This window comes from Aeromonas sp. R2-3 (genome assembly GCF_040908375.1).
In the GTDB taxonomy this organism is placed as follows: Bacteria; Pseudomonadota; Gammaproteobacteria; order Enterobacterales; family Aeromonadaceae; genus Aeromonas; species Aeromonas veronii.
The window spans coordinates 188,333-205,450 of the sequence record NZ_JBFODP010000027.1; the positions used below are offsets into that span (position 1 = coordinate 188,333).

Annotated in this window: 14 protein-coding genes and 1 riboswitch; of the genes, 5 read left to right on the top strand and 9 right to left on the bottom strand. The window is 58.7% G+C overall.

Annotated elements, in window-relative coordinates:
• Positions 1-998 (bottom strand): DUF2066 domain-containing protein (locus AB5Z02_RS13460; protein ID WP_368216157.1); only part of this gene is annotated, 998 nt, incomplete at its 3' end.
• A 150-nt stretch (positions 999-1,148) separates the two neighbouring features.
• On the bottom strand, positions 1,149-1,775 hold the full coding sequence (gene upp / locus AB5Z02_RS13465; protein ID WP_005334115.1) for a uracil phosphoribosyltransferase: 627 nt from the start codon (positions 1,773-1,775) through the stop codon (positions 1,149-1,151).
• Positions 1,776-1,951: 176 nt separating this feature from the next.
• Here upp and purM point away from each other — a divergent pair, with 176 nt between their 5' ends.
• Both purM and purN read left to right on the top strand, forming a co-directional pair.
• On the top strand, positions 1,952-2,989 hold the full coding sequence (gene purM, locus AB5Z02_RS13470) for a phosphoribosylformylglycinamidine cyclo-ligase (RefSeq protein ID WP_021231046.1): 1,038 nt from the start codon (positions 1,952-1,954) through the stop codon (positions 2,987-2,989).
• Positions 2,986-3,624 carry a phosphoribosylglycinamide formyltransferase gene (purN, locus tag AB5Z02_RS13475; RefSeq protein WP_115521051.1) on the top strand — a complete coding sequence of 213 codons (639 nt, stop codon included), beginning with the start codon at positions 2,986-2,988 and terminating at the stop codon, positions 3,622-3,624. The genes purM and purN overlap by 4 nt, the downstream gene beginning before the upstream one ends.
• A gap of 117 nt (positions 3,625-3,741) precedes the next feature.
• On the opposite strand, the gene AB5Z02_RS13480 is transcribed toward purN, so the two are convergent.
• The 5 genes from AB5Z02_RS13480 to AB5Z02_RS13500 all read right to left on the bottom strand — a co-directional run bounded on the left by AB5Z02_RS13480 (position 3,742) and on the right by AB5Z02_RS13500 (position 9,693).
• Positions 3,742-4,503, bottom strand: a complete 762-nt coding sequence (locus AB5Z02_RS13480; RefSeq protein WP_139477106.1) for a Nif3-like dinuclear metal center hexameric protein — start codon at positions 4,501-4,503, stop codon at positions 3,742-3,744.
• A gap of 140 nt (positions 4,504-4,643) precedes the next feature.
• The gene (locus AB5Z02_RS13485; protein WP_231721218.1) at positions 4,644-5,987 is read right to left on the bottom strand and encodes a sigma-54 dependent transcriptional regulator; all 1,344 of its coding nucleotides are present in this window, start codon (positions 5,985-5,987) and stop codon (positions 4,644-4,646) included.
• Complete coding sequence (locus AB5Z02_RS13490) at positions 5,984-7,018, bottom strand: PAS domain-containing sensor histidine kinase (RefSeq protein WP_076492076.1); 1,035 nt, start codon at positions 7,016-7,018, stop codon at positions 5,984-5,986. The genes AB5Z02_RS13485 and AB5Z02_RS13490 overlap by 4 nt, the downstream gene beginning before the upstream one ends.
• Positions 7,019-7,124: 106 nt before the next feature.
• Positions 7,125-8,546, bottom strand: a complete 1,422-nt coding sequence (locus AB5Z02_RS13495) for a sigma-54 dependent transcriptional regulator (RefSeq protein ID WP_042080359.1) — start codon at positions 8,544-8,546, stop codon at positions 7,125-7,127.
• Positions 8,547-8,814: 268 nt separating this feature from the next.
• Entirely contained in the window at positions 8,815-9,693 is an 879-nt protein-coding gene (locus tag AB5Z02_RS13500) for a DUF2726 domain-containing protein (protein ID WP_231721220.1), read from the bottom strand.
• A gap of 196 nt (positions 9,694-9,889) precedes the next feature.
• Between AB5Z02_RS13500 and AB5Z02_RS13505 the strand changes: the two genes are divergently transcribed.
• From AB5Z02_RS13505 to ppx, 3 genes are all read left to right on the top strand, one after another.
• Positions 9,890-10,405, top strand: coding sequence for a glycine cleavage system protein R (locus AB5Z02_RS13505; RefSeq protein WP_047437655.1), 516 nt, complete (start codon positions 9,890-9,892; stop codon positions 10,403-10,405).
• A gap of 74 nt (positions 10,406-10,479) precedes the next feature.
• On the top strand, positions 10,480-12,549 hold the full coding sequence (ppk1, locus tag AB5Z02_RS13510) for a polyphosphate kinase 1 (protein ID WP_005350671.1): 2,070 nt from the start codon (positions 10,480-10,482) through the stop codon (positions 12,547-12,549).
• Positions 12,539-14,029, top strand: coding sequence for an exopolyphosphatase (ppx, locus tag AB5Z02_RS13515; RefSeq protein ID WP_231721222.1), 1,491 nt, complete (start codon positions 12,539-12,541; stop codon positions 14,027-14,029). Before ppk1 ends, ppx begins: the two co-directional genes overlap by 11 nt.
• Positions 14,030-14,089: 60 nt before the next feature.
• Here ppx and mgtE read toward each other — a convergent pair whose 3' ends face one another.
• Positions 14,090-15,433, bottom strand: a complete 1,344-nt coding sequence (gene mgtE, locus AB5Z02_RS13520; RefSeq protein WP_368216158.1) for a magnesium transporter — start codon at positions 15,431-15,433, stop codon at positions 14,090-14,092.
• 122 nt (positions 15,434-15,555) lie between these two features.
• Positions 15,556-15,725: riboswitch (M-box (ykoK) riboswitch) on the bottom strand.
• A gap of 182 nt (positions 15,726-15,907) precedes the next feature.
• Entirely contained in the window at positions 15,908-17,116 is a 1,209-nt protein-coding gene (flgL, locus tag AB5Z02_RS13525) for a flagellar hook-associated protein FlgL (RefSeq protein WP_108614393.1), read from the bottom strand.
• Between the last annotated feature and the right edge of the window lie 2 nt (positions 17,117-17,118).

Here is a 17,118-nt window from a genome sequence, read left to right on the forward strand (position 1 = left end):
CGCAAACCGCTGCCATTATCGTCAACCTTGCGCAAACGACTCTCGAGCTGCAGCGCCCGCACCAGCTCGGCCAGATCCCCTTGCAGGGTGAAGTTGAAGGTGACCTGATCCCCCTCCAGCTTGCCGATTGCCACCTTGCTGACGTTGGCCATCCCCTGCAGCATCTTCTGCACGGCGATCATGCTGTCCACTTCGGAGAGGCCATCCACCACCAGGGTCTGGCTGGTTGCCGGACCCGAAATGCGGGCACCGTAGTTTTTCACCAGCCAGGCCGCCAGGGTATCGGCGAACCCTTGCGCCACTTCGGCCTGAGTGCCGGTGTTATTGCCACGGGTCAGCTCGGCCACTTCACCGGCCGCTTTGGGGCCGTAGAGTCCCCAATCGATGCTCCACTTGTCACCTTCCGGTGTCAGCTTGCCCAACACCACCATCTCGGCGCCATAGCGCTGGCTTGCCTGCAAAATCGGGTCGGCAAAGCGTCCCCAGACGTCGGTGGCACTGACCGCCATGTTGTCATCGAGATCCATCAGCGGAATGCTGATGGGTAGCCCCAGCGTCTGGGCCTGCTCGCGCAAGGCTTGCGCCCAACCATCGCTGGATTGATCCGCCAGCAAGCGACGCTCACCCTGATCCACCACCAGCCAGATGGCCATCTGGGGACGCGCAGGGCCAAGCAGGGCAAACTGGCTCTCGGAGACCAGGCTGTTGACCTTATCACTCTTGAACTCGGCTTTCAGATACTTGACGGCGTCCTGATCCTGATAGCCATAGCTTTTGACATAATCGCCCGGGGCCGCCAGCGCCTTGACCACCACCGGCTGGGTGAGGATGTCGCGCTTGCCGGTCACCTTGATCAGCACCTGACCCAGTGCCTGCCCTTGAGCGGCCACCATGTCGCCACTGGTCGGGGCCTTGCCCTGATAGAGGTCGGTCACCTGAGCGGCCGAGGCCATGAATGACAAGCCGCAGCAGAGGGCGGTCACAACACGTTTGAACATGAACAGAGTCTCGAAATGGGAGAGTGTGCTTATGGTAGCGGCAAGGCGCATCCTGCGGCAAGGCTGGCACAAGCGGCCACAAACAGCAGAGCCGGCGATGCGCCGGCTCCGCTCACCCCTTCCACATGGGAAGCAGGTTAAAGCATTAAGTTACTTGGTACCGAAGATCTTGTCGCCTGCATCGCCCAGACCCGGCACGATGTAGCCCTTCTCGTTCAGCCCCTGGTCGACAGAAGCACAATAGAGCTCTACGTCAGGGTGTGCGGCTTCCAGCGCCTTGATCCCTTCCGGCGCGGCAACCAGTACCAACACCTTGATGGATTGGCAGCCTTTCTTCTTCAGCAGATCGATGGTGGCGATCATGGAACCGCCGGTGGCCAGCATCGGATCGATGACCAGCGCCAGACGCTCTTCGATGTTGCTGACGATCTTTTCGAAATAGGGAACCGGTTGCAGGGTCTCTTCATCACGGTAGATACCGACCACGCTGACGCGGGCGCTCGGCATGTGCTCCAGCACGCCATCCATCATGCCAAGGCCGGCACGCAGGATGGGTACGACGGTTACCTTCTTGCCTTTGATCTGGTCAACTTCTACTGGCCCATTCCAGCCATCGATGATAACCTTCTCGGTTTCGAAGTCAGAGGTCGCTTCATAGGTCAACAAACTGCCCACTTCTTTGGCCAGTTCACGGAAACGCTTGGTGCTGATATCGCCTTCACGCATCAGACCGATCTTGTGTTTGACCAGGGGGTGTTTGACTTCAACGACTTTCATTATTATCTCCTCTAACCTGCCGCAAAAAAATCGCGGAATCATACAACAAAAGCCACCGCTTGTAGAGCATTTCCGCGCAAAAACGCGCAAACGATTTCTTTTCTGGTTTTTCACCGCCACTGTTAGAATACGCCCCGAATTTTACCCTCCACTTCTTTATATGACGGGGAATACTCGTGACTGACAAAACCTCACTGAGCTACAAGGATGCTGGCGTAGATATCGATGCCGGCAATGCACTGGTTGAACGTATCAAGGGCGTGTCAAAGCGCACTCGTCGTCCTGAAGTCCTTGGTGGTCTTGGCGGCTTTGGGGCCTTGTGTCAAATCCCTGCGGGCTACAAGGAGCCGGTACTGGTCTCCGGTACCGATGGTGTGGGCACCAAGCTGCGGCTGGCCATCGACCTGAAGAAGCACGACACCGTGGGCATCGATCTGGTGGCCATGTGCGTCAATGACCTGATCGTACAGGGCGCAGAGCCGCTGTTCTTCCTCGACTACTATGCAACCGGCAAGCTGGACGTGGACACCGCAGCCGCGGTAGTCACCGGGATCGGTGCCGGTTGCGAGCAATCAGGCTGTGCCCTGGTGGGCGGCGAGACCGCCGAGATGCCGGGTATGTATGAAGGGGAAGACTACGACATCGCCGGTTTCTGCGTCGGTGTGGTGGAGAAGAGCGAAATCATCGACGGCAGCAAGGTCGGTGAAGGGGATGCCCTGATCGCGCTGGCTGCCAGCGGCCCTCACTCCAACGGCTTCTCCCTGATCCGTAAAATTCTGGAAGTCTCCAAAGCCGACGTGCATCAGCCGCTGGGTGACACCACCCTGGCAAACGCCCTGCTGGAGCCGACCCGCATCTATGTGAAACCTGTGCTCAAGCTCATCAAGGAGTGCGAGATCCACGCCCTCTCCCACATCACAGGTGGCGGCTTCTGGGAGAACATCCCCCGTGTCCTGCCCGCCAACACCCAAGCGGTGATCGATGAGCAGAGCTGGCAGTGGCCGGCGGTGTTCAGCTGGCTGCAGCAGGCTGGCAACGTCACCCGTCACGAGATGTATCGCACCTTCAACTGCGGCGTCGGCATGATCATCGCCCTGCCCGCCAACCAGCTGGAGAAGGCGCTGACTCTGCTCAAGGCAGAAGGCGAGAACGCATGGCACATCGGTCATATCGCCAAGGCAGCAGACGGTGAGGAGCAGGTCGTCATCAAATGATGCGGATCCTCGTCCTAATCTCCGGCAGCGGCAGCAACCTGCAGGCGATCCTCGACCACTGCGCCAGCGGCAAGATCGCCGGTGAGGTGGTCGGCGTTATCAGCAACAAGGCCGATGCCTATGGTCTGGTTCGCGCCAAAGAAGCAGGCGTGGCGACCTCCATTCTGGCCCAGCAGCAGTTTGCCAGCCGGGAGGAGTATGACGCCGCCCTGTTGGCGCTGATGGCAGACTATCAGCCGGATCTGGTGGTGCTGGCCGGGTTTATGCGGATATTGAGCGGCGATCTGGTGCGCCATTTCGCTGGCAGAATGATCAATATCCACCCCTCCCTGCTGCCCAAGTATCAGGGACTACACACCCACCAGCGCGCTATCGACGATGGGGAGCGCGAGCATGGCGCCAGTGTCCACTTCGTGACCGAAGAGCTGGATGGTGGCCCGGTGATCCTGCAGGCCCGCGTGCCCATCTTTGAAGGGGACACGGCGGACGAGGTAGCAGCACGGGTACAGGCGCAGGAGCACAGCATCTACCCGCTGGTGGTACGCTGGTTCTGCGAAGGCAGGCTGCAGATGGTGGATGGCGCCGTGCAACTGGATGGCGCCCTGCTGGGCCCCGCTGGTTACGCCTGCGAGTAACCGCTAACAACTGCATGTCAGATACAACAAGGGAGGCTTAGGCCTCCCTTGTCATTTCTACCTACCGCACGATGGCTTAGGTCAGGTCCGATTACGCCGCTACGCGGCCAAACGACCCTACACCGGATTGTCGATATCGATAAAGGTGACATCCAGCCCGTGCACGGTCGCCAGCCACTCCCCCAGCGCCTTGACGCCGTAACGCTCGGTGGCGTGATGGCCCGCGGCGTAGAAGTGCATCCCCATCTCGCGAGCGGTGTGAATGGTCTGCTCGGAGGCTTCACCGGAGATAAAGGCATCGATGCCCTGCTCCGCCGCCAGATTGATGTAGCTCTGACCGCCGCCGGTGCACCAGGCCACGGAACGGATAAGCTCGGGGCCGGTATCGCCACAATAGAGTGGTTCACGGCCAAGGCGCTCGGCAATCAGCTTGGCAAAGTCGCGGCCGCTCATCGGCTCTTCAAGCTTGCCCACCATGGCGACGCTCTTGCTGTTCCAAGGCTCCAGACCGCGACGCACCTTGATGTCGAGCAGCTTGGCGAGCTGGGCGTTGTTACCCACCTCGGGATGGACATCCAGCGGCAGATGGTAGGCAAACAGGTTGATGTCGTGGGTCAGCAGGGTCTTGATGCGGCGCTGTTTCATGCCGGTGATCTGGGCCGGTTCACCGCTCCAGAAGTAGCCGTGATGGACCAGAATGGCATCGGCTTCGGCAGCCACCGCCGCGTCAATCAGCGCCTGACTGGCAGTGACACCGGTCACTACCTTGCGAATGCGCTCGCGACCCTCCACTTGCAGGCCGTTAGGGCAGTAATCCTTGATGGCGTGCGGTTCGAGCAGATGGTTCAGTACGGTTTCGAGTTTTCGATGAGAGATCATAGGGGTCCCTTATTAAGGCTCGGTCCCCTGCTTTACCAATAAAAACAGGGCCCAGGCTCAAAGCGCCAAGGACCCCATGATAATCGAGCCGGGCCGTCAAGACCATGACAGCCCCCACGCAGTGCGGTTTCCCACATGCCTCAGGCTGGCAGGTCGATCCCCGCCTCCCGCATCTGGGCCAGCTTGTAGCGCAGAGTGCGCGGGCTGATGCCGAGTCGGTCGGCCACCGCCTTGCGGCTGCCGTTACAATCTTGCAGGGTGTCGAGGATGATCTGGTGCTCCTGCTGCTTGAGCTCGCTGCCGAGGCGATCGCCACCATAGCTGCGCTCCACGCTGACAAACTCCATCTCCTGCTCGTCCAGCTCCTCCAGAATGAGGTGGTCACAATCAATGACCCCGTCGGGGCTGAGGATCAGGGCACGCTGTACCACGTTGTCCAGCTCCCGTACGTTGCCGGGCCAGGAGTGAGCCAGCAGCCGTTCCCGCGAGGCGTCCGTCAACTGTGGTGTCGGCAGCCCCTGCTGACTGGCATGAAGCGCCAGCAGATGCTCCGCCAGCGGCAGAATGTCGCCGGACCGCTCACAGAGGGCAGACCAGCGCAGCGGAAAAACGTTGAGGCGATAGTAGAGATCTTCGCGAAACAGGCCATCCTGCACCGCTTTTTTCAAATCCCGGTTGCTGGTGGCGATGACCCGCACATCCAGCGGGATCATCTTGCGACTGCCGAGCCGCTCCACCTCTTTCTCCTGCAGTACCCGCAGCAATTTGGCTTGCAACCCCTGATCCATCTCGGTGATCTCGTCAAGCAGCAGGGTGCCCCCCTGCGCCTGCTCGAACTTGCCCGGGCACCCCTGCACCGCACCGGTGAAGGCGCCCTTCTCGTAGCCAAACAGGGTCGCCTCCAGCATGTTTTCCGGAATGGCGGCGCAGTTGATGGCGACGAAGGGCTGCTCGGCGCGGCTGGAGTTGTCGTGAATGTAACGGGCCAGCACCTCTTTCCCCGTCCCGCTCGGGCCGGTCACCATCACGGTCGCTTCGCTTCTGGCCACCCGAGTCGCCAGCTGGAACAGCTCGGCAGTTTTGGGATCCCCGTAGACCACAGCGCGCTTCTCCACCTTCTGGGCGGGCACATAGCGGCTGACCTGATTAAGCAGCACCTCCGGGGAGAACGGCTTGGCCAGATAGTCGATGGCCCCTTCGCGCATGGCGCGCACCGCGCCGTCGATATTGGCGTAGGCGGTCATCAGCAGCACAGGTATCTGCGGATATTGCTGGCGGATGGTGGCCAGCAGGGTGAGACCGTCCATCCCCCCCATCTGGATATCGGAGATCACCATGTCAAACGGCTGACGGGAGAGGGCCAGCAGAGCCCGCTCGCCGCTGTCCGCTTCACGGCACTCATAACCCCCCAGTAACAGGGTGTCCACCAGCGCTTCGCGCAGGCCATTGTCATCTTCAACTACCAGGATCCTGGCCTGTGTCATGCTACACCTCCAAGCTGCACCGGTTGCTGGTGCAGGGGGAACGACAGAGTAAAGCAGGTGCCTTCACCGGGAACCGAGGCCACACCGACCTCCCCCTGATGGGCACGCACTACAGATTGCACCACCGCCAGCCCGAGACCTGTGCCCTGGGAGCGAGTGGTAAAGAAGGGTTCGAATACCTGACCGAGCTGATGGGAAGGGATCCCCTTGCCATTATCGATGACCCGCATCTCCACCCGGGCACCGCTGCGTACCGCGCTGACCAAGAGTGAGGTGGCCCCTGCCTGCTGGGCATTGGCAATCAGATTGTTGATGGCCCCCGCCAACGCGCTGCTGTTGGCCAGCAGACAGAGATCGGGCTCCGGCGCCTCCATGTGCAGCTCGCAGCCCTGTTGCTGACAGAAGGCCTCGGCTCCGGCCTGAACTTCGGCCAGCAGCCCTTGTACCGAGATGGGGGTGACCACCTGATTGTCGCCATTGCGGGCGAACAGCAGGATGTCGTTGATCTGCTTCTCCAGATCCTGCAAACGGGCCATCAACTTTTGCTGAAACTGAGAGCGAGATTCCGGCTTGAGGGTGCGGTTGGCCAGATTGGCGGCATAAAGCATGGCAGCGGAGAGCGGTGTGCGGATCTGGTGGGCGAGCGAAGCCGCCATATTGCCCAGCGCCGACAGCCGCTTCATGTGGTTGATGCGGTCTTGCAGTTTGCGGGTTTCGGTCAGGTCGTTGATAAAGACCAGCTGGCCGGGCTGATCCGGCAGCGGTTGGGTCGAGAGCTGCACCCGGCGCCCGTCGCGCAAGGAGATCTCGTGGCCATCATCCTCGCGCGGTTCGAAGCAGCGAGCAATGATGTGACGCCAGAGCTCCCCTTCCAGCGGCTCCCCCAGCAGGGAGATGGCCGCCGGATTCGCGCGGGTGACCACCCCTGCCCCGTCAAGCAGCAACACCCCGGTGGGGAGCGCCTTGAAGATGGCATAGAGCTGGCTCACTTCGTGGGACTGGAGTGGCATGTCCTGCTGCTGGATTGTCATAAACCTGACCTCAAACTGGCTATTGGGTCAGGTTATTCAATTTCCATGCCACTAAATTATATTAACTAAAACAATGGATTGCGTATTTGCGTCAAGGCTTTGACCCTCAGACGTCCTTGCTCATCCCGTACTTTTTCATCTTCTCCACCAGGGTGGTACGGCGCATGCCGAGCAGATCGGCGGCGCGGGCCACCACCCCGTCCTGAGACTCCAGCGCCTGACGGATCAGCTCCACTTCGAGGTCGGCCAGCATCTCTTTGAGGTTGACCCCCTCCTCCGGCAATTGCATGGTGCGGGCCGAGGCGAGGGCGTGATCCAGCTCGGGCGGATCCTGGAATACCGCCGCCAGCGCATCCCGTTCATCCATCTCGGTCAACCGCTCATCCCGCGGCTCGCTCGGCAGCAGGCGATAACGGCTCGGCAGATCGGCTACATCGACGATCTGGTGCGGGTAGAGGATCAGCAGCCGCTCCAGCAGGTTGGATAGCTCGCGCACGTTGCCGGGCCAGGGGTACTGCATCAGCGACTCCAGCGCCCGCTGGGTCAGCCGGATAAAGCCGTGGTGCTGCTCGGCATGGCGGTTGAGCAGCTCCTGCAGCAGCAGCGGGATGTCATCGATGCGATCCCGCAGCGGCGGCGTCTCAATGGGGAAGACGTTGAGGCGGTAGTAGAGATCTTCACGAAAACCCTGAGTGCGGATCATCGCCTCCAGATCCCGGTGGGTCGCCGCTATGATGCGCACATCGGCCTGAATGGGCTTGCCGCCACCGACCCGGTCGAACAACCGCTCCTGCAATACCCGCAGCAGTTTGACCTGCATCGGCATCGGCATGTCGCCGATCTCGTCGAGGAACAGGGTGCCCCCCTGCGCCAGCTCGAAGCGACCGCGACGAGCCGCGATGGCGCCGGTAAACGCCCCCTTCTCGTGGCCAAACAGTTCACTCTCCAGCAATTCGGCCGGAATAGCGCCGCAGTTGATGGGCACGAAGGGGCCTTGGCTTCGGGAAGAGAGTTCGTGGATAGCGCGAGCCACCACCTCTTTACCGGTACCAGACTCCCCGAGGATCAGCACGTTGGCATCGGTCTCGGCTACCTGGCTGATGAGCCGACGCACCTCCTGGATCCCCTTCCCTTTACCCACCAGCAAACGCAGCAGGGCCTGCCCCTTGTCATGGGTCTGCTGACGGGGATGCAAGGATACAAAGGCCTGACAGAAGTGCAGATGACGGGTGAGGGATTCATAAGTAAAAGGCGAGAGCGCGACCCCGATAAAGTTGCTGTTGGGCAGATCGGCCTCAACCAGCGAGAGGAAGGGGGTACGGGGGAAAGCAGCCAGCAGCTCTGACAAGGGACGGTCGGTCAGCTCACCCACCAGCACCCCTTGCAGCGGACCGGAGGATTCGATGGCCACATCCAGATCGCTTTGTGCCACCTCCTGCCACGGGATCCCCATAAACGAGAGCACGGTTCCCAACTGTTGGCGCCGCTGCGCATCGGCATCAACAATCAACACGCCCATCTCCACCATATCCATTCCTCGCGATGTCCTGAACTAACTTATTGTTTTATTTAATGATAAAACAGCTACTGACTGTCTTTTTGCAGGCACACAAAGTGCCAAAATTCCGACACATTGTCAAAAATTGTCGTATTCAGGCTAAGTGTATCGACAGAAACGGGAGATTAGATAAATTTTGCCGAGGAATTTTCTGCATTGGCGCCGTTAACAAACGCCGCCAATGGCGGAAAGAAAACTGCCCTCGTCAGAGGGCAGCATGGGACACGGTGAAGCGCATTCAGTGGCGATTATGATGGTGCGGCGCCGCATAACGACACTCGGGAAAACGGCTGCAAGCCAGAAAGAGTCGACCGGCGTGGGGGCCTTTTTTCGCCTCCCGCTCCACCAGCGGCGCATCGCAACGAGGGCAGTGGTGTACCTCGTGCTCTTCATCATCTTCCACATCGGCGAACAGGCTATCGACCAGCTCACCCTCACTCTGTGGCGCCTCCATCACCCCCTTGGGCTGGATGGCGGGCTCGCGGAGCGACGCAGGCGAGACAGCCTCGGCATGGGCAGTGCGGCCACGCATCCCGGCACCGACATCTACGCCGTCCAGCAACAGAGGGTTGAAGGTGGGCTCGCGGCGCGCTCCGTGCGGCAAATCGTCGATCACCGGTTCGCTGGTTTTGACCAGCAGCGGCAGGATCTGTTCGCGCAGCTCTTCCACCAGATAGCTGGCACTTGCCGGGATCTGCAGCAACGGCAGACCGGCGCTGTCGCAGGCGGTTTTCAGAAAGAGATCCCGCGCCTTGCGCTTCTGGTGACGATGGGAGCTGTCATCGAGTTCGATGGCGCAGATAAAGGAGAGATCCGCGGGGTGGCAAAGCAGATAGTCGAAATGCTTGGCGCTGATCTTGTTGAAGTACTGCTGCCATTTGCTTTTGCCGATCCCGGCCTGCGGCGTCAGCACATCGGCCACCCGCACCTTGGCAAAGACCCGGGCCTTGTCACCCACCGCCAGATCCAGCACCCCGAGGAAGGATCGCTCGGCGGGACTGAAAAGGGTCTCCTGCACATCATAGGGCAGGCGCTTTTGCTGTCTGCCTCTGCTCCAGAAGATCGCCAGCACAAGCAGCGCCAGCAACAACAATCCCGATAGGACAAGGGTATTCATGAGAGCACGATCCAGTTCACGACACGAAAGGGGAATTACTTTACCACAGCCGCCACGGAGCAAGGCAGCAGACCCGTGTATAGAAAGTGAAAAGTCCCGTCTTTTTATCTATTTGTCAGCAGGCGGGGGTTCATATGACCAGTCCCAGCAGGCACAATAGGGATAGAGCAAGAAATCCCATTTCAAGGAGAGCAGGATGCAAAAGCAATTGGTGGTCACCGTGATCGGTGCAGACAAACCCGGTATCGTCGAGAGTCTGGCTGCAGTCATCAGCCGCGAGCAGGGCAACTGGCTGGGCAGCGCCATGAGCGAACTGGCGGGCCAGTTTGCCGGTATCCTTCATGTCTCTGTCCCCGATGAGCACTATCGCAGCCTGTGCGAAGCACTGGCCCTGCTACCGGGTCTGACCATCAGCTTTGCCGAAGGGACACCTACCGCCGAGCCAGCCCATCAAGTCATGATGACAGTGACCGGCAACGACCGCCCCGGCATCGTCCACGAAGTAGCCAGCATCCTGCGCCAGCTCGAGATCAACGTGGCCGATCTCACCACCGGCTGTGAACCGGCTCCCCACTCCGGCGCCCCGCTCTTCTATGCCCATGCGCTGGTTGCCCTGCCCGACGGGCTCGCGATGGATACGCTTATCACCGCGCTGGAATCCCTCTCCGACGATCTGGTGGTCGACATCGACGAAGCGTTCAGCGAGCAGTAACAATACTGCCATTTATTTGTCATATATTAACGCCATAACTGCCGCGCAGACGCGACCTGAAACAGAGGCACAAGATGAGCACCGACAAGCAGTATGAAGAGAAAGAGCTGAGCTGGCTCTCATTCAATGAACGGGTGTTGCAAGAGGCAATGGACAAGACGGTGCCCCTCATCGAGCGGGTTCGTTTCCTGGGGATCTTCTCCTCCAACCAGGATGAGTTCTTCAAGGTACGGGTATCGGACGTCAAGCGTCGCATCCTCATCAATGAAGTACATGGTGGCGACGATGAAGCAAAAGTGCTGCTGCGTGCCATCCAGCAGAAGGTGATGGCGCTCGGTGAAGCGTTCGACAACACCTATAAAGAGCTGTTGATTGCGCTGGCCCGCCACAACATCTTTCTGGTCAACGAGAACCAGCTCTCTGATGCCATTCAGAAGTGGCTGCGGGTCTTCTTCAAGGAGAAGGTGCTGCGTCACATCATCCCGATCCTGCTCAACAAAGAGGTCAATCCGGTCAAATTCCTCAAGGATGAGTACACCTATCTGGCCATCGAGATGAAGAAGAACGGTCAGGTGATCCAGTACGCCCTGGTGGAAGTGCCGACCGACGACCTGCCCCGCTTCTTCCAGCTGCCGCCGGAAGGGACCCGCCGCAAGAAGCAGATCATCATTCTGGATAACGTCATCCGCTTCTGCCTCGACGAGATCTTCAAAGGCTTCTTCGACTACGACGAGATTGCCGCCTATGCGGTGAAGCTGACCCGGGATGCCGAATATGATCTCTCCGACCAGCTGGACTTGAGCCTGGTGGACAAGATGAGTGACGGTTTGAAGCAGCGCCTCACCGCCATGCCGGTGCGCTTCGTCTACGAGCGGGAGATGCCCGCTGCCATGATAAGCTTCCTCAAGCTCAAGCTGCAGATCAGCTCCTACGATGCCATCATGCCGGGCGGGCGCTATCACAACTTCAAGGATTTCATCGGCTTCCCCAACGTGGGCCGTGACTATCTGGAAAACCCCAAGCTGCCTGCCCTGGATTGCCGCGATTTTGACGGCTTCGTCAACGCCTTCGATGCGATTACCAAGCAGGATATCCTGCTCTACTACCCGTACCACAAGTTCCACCACTTCACCGAGCTGGTGCGCCAGGCGGCGTTCGATCCGGCGGTGAGCGCCATTCGCATCAATATCTACCGGGTCGCCAAGAAGTCGCGGATCATCCACTCCCTCATCGATGCCGCCAACAACGGCAAGAAGGTGACCGTGGTGGTCGAGTTGCGCGCCCGTTTCGACGAAGCGGCCAACATAGACTGGGCCAATATTCTCACCGATGCCGGGGTCAAGGTGGTGTTCGGGGTGCCGAGCCTCAAGATCCACTCCAAGCTCTGCCTCATCACCCGCCACGAAAATGGCGAGGCGGTGCGCTACGCCCATATCGGCACCGGGAACTTCAACGAGAAGACCGCCAAGATCTATACCGACTTCTCGCTGCTGACCCGCAATCCGGATATCACCGCCGAAGTGGAAGGGGTGTTTGAATACATCGAGTACCCCTATAAGCGTTACAAATTCAATCACCTGCTGGTCTCCCCCATTAACAGCCGCCGTCAGCTCTATCGCCTCATCGACAACGAGCTCTCCAACGCCAAGGCGGGCCAGCCGAGCGGCATCATCCTCAAGATCAACAATCTGGTGGACAAGGATCTCATCAACCGTCTCTATGCCGCCGGACAGGCGGGAGTACCGATCCAGATGATCATCCGTGGCATGTGCGCCCTGCGTCCGGGCGTACCGGGCCTAAGTGACAACATCAAGGTGATCAGCATCATCGACCGCTTCCTCGAGCACCCGCGGGTGATGGTGTTCCACAACAAGGGCAACCCCCAGCTCTATATCTCCAGCGCAGACTGGATGAGCCGCAATATCGACGGCCGTATTGAGGTGGGCACCCCCATTTATGATGAGCGCCTCAAGCAGCGCATCATGGACATTCTCGAACTACAACTGAGTGATACCTGCAAGGCGCGGGTCATTGATGCCGACCAGCAGAACGAATATGTGAAGCGGGGCAACCGCCGCAAGATCCGCTCTCAGGTGGCGATTTACGACTATCTCAAACGTATCGAGTCAAACAATGGACAATAGTCTCTATGCCGCCGTGGATCTCGGCTCCAACAGTTTTCATATGGTGATCGCCCATCTGAGCGAAGGGCGTTTTCGCATCGTCGATCGCATCAAAGAGCGGGTGCGGCTGGCGGAAGGGATGGATGAGCAGAAACGCATGAGCCCGGAGGCGATGGAACGCGGTCTCACCTGCCTGTCGCTGTTTGCCGAGCGGCTCACCAACATCAAACCGGATCAGATCCGCATCGCCGGTACCTACACATTGCGCCGTGCCAGCAACGCGCGCGAATTTGTGAGTGAAGCAGCCAAGGTGCTCAACCACCCTATCGAGATCATCAGTGGCCAGGAGGAGGCACGCCTCATCTATCAGGGGGTCGCCCATACCCAGCATATCGAGGGCCAGGTACTGGTGATCGATATCGGCGGCGGCAGCACCGAGCTCATCATAGGTGAAGGGTTTGAACACAAAGCGCTCACCAGCCGCAAGATGGGCTGCGTCAGCTTTACCCAGAGCTTCTTTGCCAGCGGCAAGCTGAGCGACAAGCACTTCACCAATGCCGTGCTGGAGGCGCAGCACCAACTCGCCCCCATCGTCAACCAGTACCGCAAGCTGGGCTGGCAGAGCTGCCTTGGCAGCTCAGGCTCCATTCGTACAGTACGGGATGTACTGCAAGGTGAGGGGCTGACCGATGGCAGTATTACGCTGGAGGGGCTGGAGCGGCTCAAGGCGCTGATGATTGAGCGCAAGCGAGTCGATAACCTCAAGCTGACAGGGCTTACCGAGGAGCGTCAGGAGGTGTTTGCCGCTGCGGTCGCCATCCTGCTCGGGCTGTTTACCTCGCTGCCCATCGAGCGGCTCGACTACTCCGATGGTGCCCTGCGCGAAGGGTTGCTTTATGAATTCGAGGAGCGCTTGCAGCACCACGATATTCGCGAGCGCACCGCACAGGCGCTCGGTACCCACTACCGGATGGACAAAAAACAGGCAGCCCGGGTGGAGCAGAGCGTGCTGACCCTGTTTGATGCCTTGCAAGAGCCCTGGCAGATGGAAGTAGAGCCCTATCGCGCCATCCTCGGCTGGGCGGCGCGGCTGCACGAAATTGGCCTTGCCATCAACTACAGCGGCATTCATCGCCACTCCGCCTATATCCTGCAACACACCGACCTGCCAGGCTTCAACCAGGACGATCAGGGCCTGCTGGCAGCGCTGGTACGCTTTCAGCGCAAGGGGCTCAAGCTCTCCGAGCTGCCTCCCCTGCCCAACCACGACATGCAGACGGTGCTGCGCTGCATCCGCATCCTGCGCCTCGCAGTCGCCGCTCACCACAAACGTCAGGACAACCTGCTGCCCGAGTGGAAAGTCGCAGTGCAAGGCGATCAGCTGGTCGTGACCCTGCCGATCGACTGGTGCGAGGAGAACCGTCTCCTGATGCAGAATCTGGAGAAGGAGCACCGCTACTGTCAGGAGCAGGGCTGGCCACTGTTGTTCCAGCTCGGCTAAACCGGAAAGATAAATACAAAAGGCAGCCCACTGGCTGCCTTTTTCATCTCAATCTCCCGGTTACTGCAACTCAGGCAGCAACCACTTGGCCATCTCGAAGTAGATGATAAGGCCGGTACCATCCACCAGTGTCGCGATGAACGGCGCAGAGACCACCGCCGGATCGATGCGGAAACGGCGCAGCACCATGGGAATAATGGACGCGACTGTGGCACTCCAGAGCACGATAGCGATGATGGTAAAGGTCACCACCATGCCAATCTGTGGACCGACGCCAAGGCTCCATGCCCGCACCCAGGCCGCCATGGCAATGGCCCCCGAGATGAGCAGACCGGTGGAGAGCTCCTTTTTCAGCACTGTGCCGAGATTGCGCAGGCTCACCTCCCCGACCGCCATGGCACGTACTATGGTGGTGGTGATCTGGGTGCCGCTGTTACCACCAGTACCGATCAGCAAGGGGATAAAGAAGGCCAGCGCGATGGCCGCTTCCAGCTGCTCCTCAAATGCCCGCAGCACGGTACCGGTGTAAGCTTCCGCCACAAACAGGATGAGCAGCCAGCCCACCCGTTTGCGCCACAGCTGCCAGGGCGTCGCCTGCAAGTAAGGGGTATCGAGCGGTGATGAGCCTCCTTGCATCTCGGCATCCTCGGTGGATTCGAGCTCCAGAATATCCGCCGCATCATCGACATGGAAAATACCGACCAGTCGTCCCTGATCCTCGACCGGCAATACCGACAGGTCGCGGTCGATGAGCAGGCGCGCTGCCAGCTCCTGATCCGCACGGGCGTTGATCCGTACCGTCTCCCGGTCCATCAGAGTCGCGACACTGGCCAGCGGGTCGGCGATCAGCAAGGTCTTGAGGGAGAGGCTCCCTTGCAGACGACCATCCCCGTTGACCACATAGATATGGCGAAACAGCTGGGCATTGTCCCAGGCATCGTGGATCAGCTGTTTGGCGTGACCGACCGTGTCCTCCTCCCGCACCGCCAGATATTCGTGGCGCATGTTGGCCCCCACCGACTCGGTGGGCCAATCCAGCAGGGAGTAATACATGCCCTGCGCCAGGGTCGGGAAGCGAGCCAGCAACATGGTGCGATCCTGACGACTCAGTTTGCGCAGGATGGCGACCATATCACGGCGGGGAATGGCCTCCTGCAACACGCTGACGATGCTGCCATGGAGCCGCTGCAACAGGCGCCCGGCACTCTCGGCCGAGAGTGAACCAAGCAGTTCGGCACCTTGCGGAATTGGCAGGGTATCAAAGATACAGTTGAGCTCTTCCGGACGCAGGGTCAGCAGTTGATCGGCGCGCTGAACCGGATCCAGATTATGTTCCAGCCAACCCTGCAGGGCGGCCAGATCGAGCAGTTGGTGACGGTTAAGAATGGTATGTGTTTTCTTCATCACAGATATCCTCATGTGATTTCAGGCGAACCTGAATGCCTCCGGAAATAGCCGGAGGCAACAACAAGAAAACAGCAATTTGATTGACGAGTAATAGGCAGGAAATGACGCCGTTCGGCGTGTCATCATCCCCACGTACCAGCTTTAGCACTGTATAACGTATCCGGCATGCCGGAAGCCACTTGGGTTTACACCTTAATCCGATGAAAACTGTCCTGATCTTGGGCGTCTCTGGACGTCGTGAGATCAGTGGCCTGTGTTTATACAGGAGCCTCGCCTAACGAGATGCTGCAAATAATTCGCACAACCCTCTGTTGTGCGGGCGGCATGATTATCCAATCCCGCTGGGAGGTCAACCCCGCAACCACCATTAAATTGGCAACGGCAACAGCTTGTTACAATTGGCAGGAGATGACACGGAACCAATTTACAGAACCTGGATAAAAGAAAAGGCCCCAAAGGGCCCCTCTTTAATTAGCGAATATAGTCAAATAACGTCAGACGGCTTATTTTGCTGAAAGAGAGTTGCGAGGCACTCAATGCCGCATCCTCTTTTGACAGCGCGGAAATCACTTCATAGAGATCAGCTTCCGATACCTTGGCTCTCGCCTCGGCGTTGAGGGTACTCAATCCCTCGTTAGAATCCGTGACTGCCTCGAGACTGTTCATCCTGCCACCCAACTCCCCCAACCCATGATCGATATTCAGGCGAGCATTTTTCATATGGACGGTAGCATCGGCTACTTCCAGCGCAAAGTTGTCAGCGGTAATAGCGGGGTCACGCAAAGCGGTAATAAAATCCGACATACCATTCAATATGTTGTCATTCTTCGGTGGATTAAGGTCAAACTGCTGAGCCGCACCACCTGCAGGCAAATCAAGGGTCAACTCCAGACCATTGAAGGGGATCTTGGTGCCAGCAGTGTAGTTACCCGTTTGCAGGGTAGTACCACCGGCATCCTTGATATCATAGGTATCAGGCGGGCCTATGGTGGTTGATACGGTATAGGTGTTGCTGGGCAGTGCCGAGTTATAATTGGACTTATAGAAATTATCAAAGTTACCCTGATCGCCGACCCCGACCTTGATATTTGCAGTGGTTGCACTGGCAGTTCTTCTGGTCGCCACGATTTCAAACAGATCCTGCCCGGAATCATTGGCAGCAATTTGTACTGTGGGTGAGACCTGAATATTTCGCTGACCTGGGTCTCCCTGATAAATATATTTTCCGTTAGCGTCTTTGATATATGGCTGGGTCTTGCTCTGATTGCCACCGAATATAAATTCACCCGAGGAGTTTTTGCTATTCATCAGGTCAAACATCTGCTGCTGCAACCCTTCCAGCTCGCTGGCTATGGCCTTGCGATCATCCATGCTGATCGCGCCATTATTTGACTTCTGGATCAGAGTCTGGGCACTAAGCATCGCATTATTAATCGACGTTAATACCGTCTCCTCATGTCCCAGGCTGTTTTCCAGCAAGCTGCCATTGACACTGTACTGCTTGAACAGGTCAATCTCCTTGGTCAGTGCCATCTTCTGGCTCATCCCCGCAGGATCTTCTCCGGCAGTCTGAAATTTATTGCCGGTTTGCAGCTGTTGATAAGCAGTATTCAACCGCTCGTTGGCGCTGTTGAGGGAATAGATATTCCGGTCGTAGATCATGTTGGTGGTGATGCGCATGA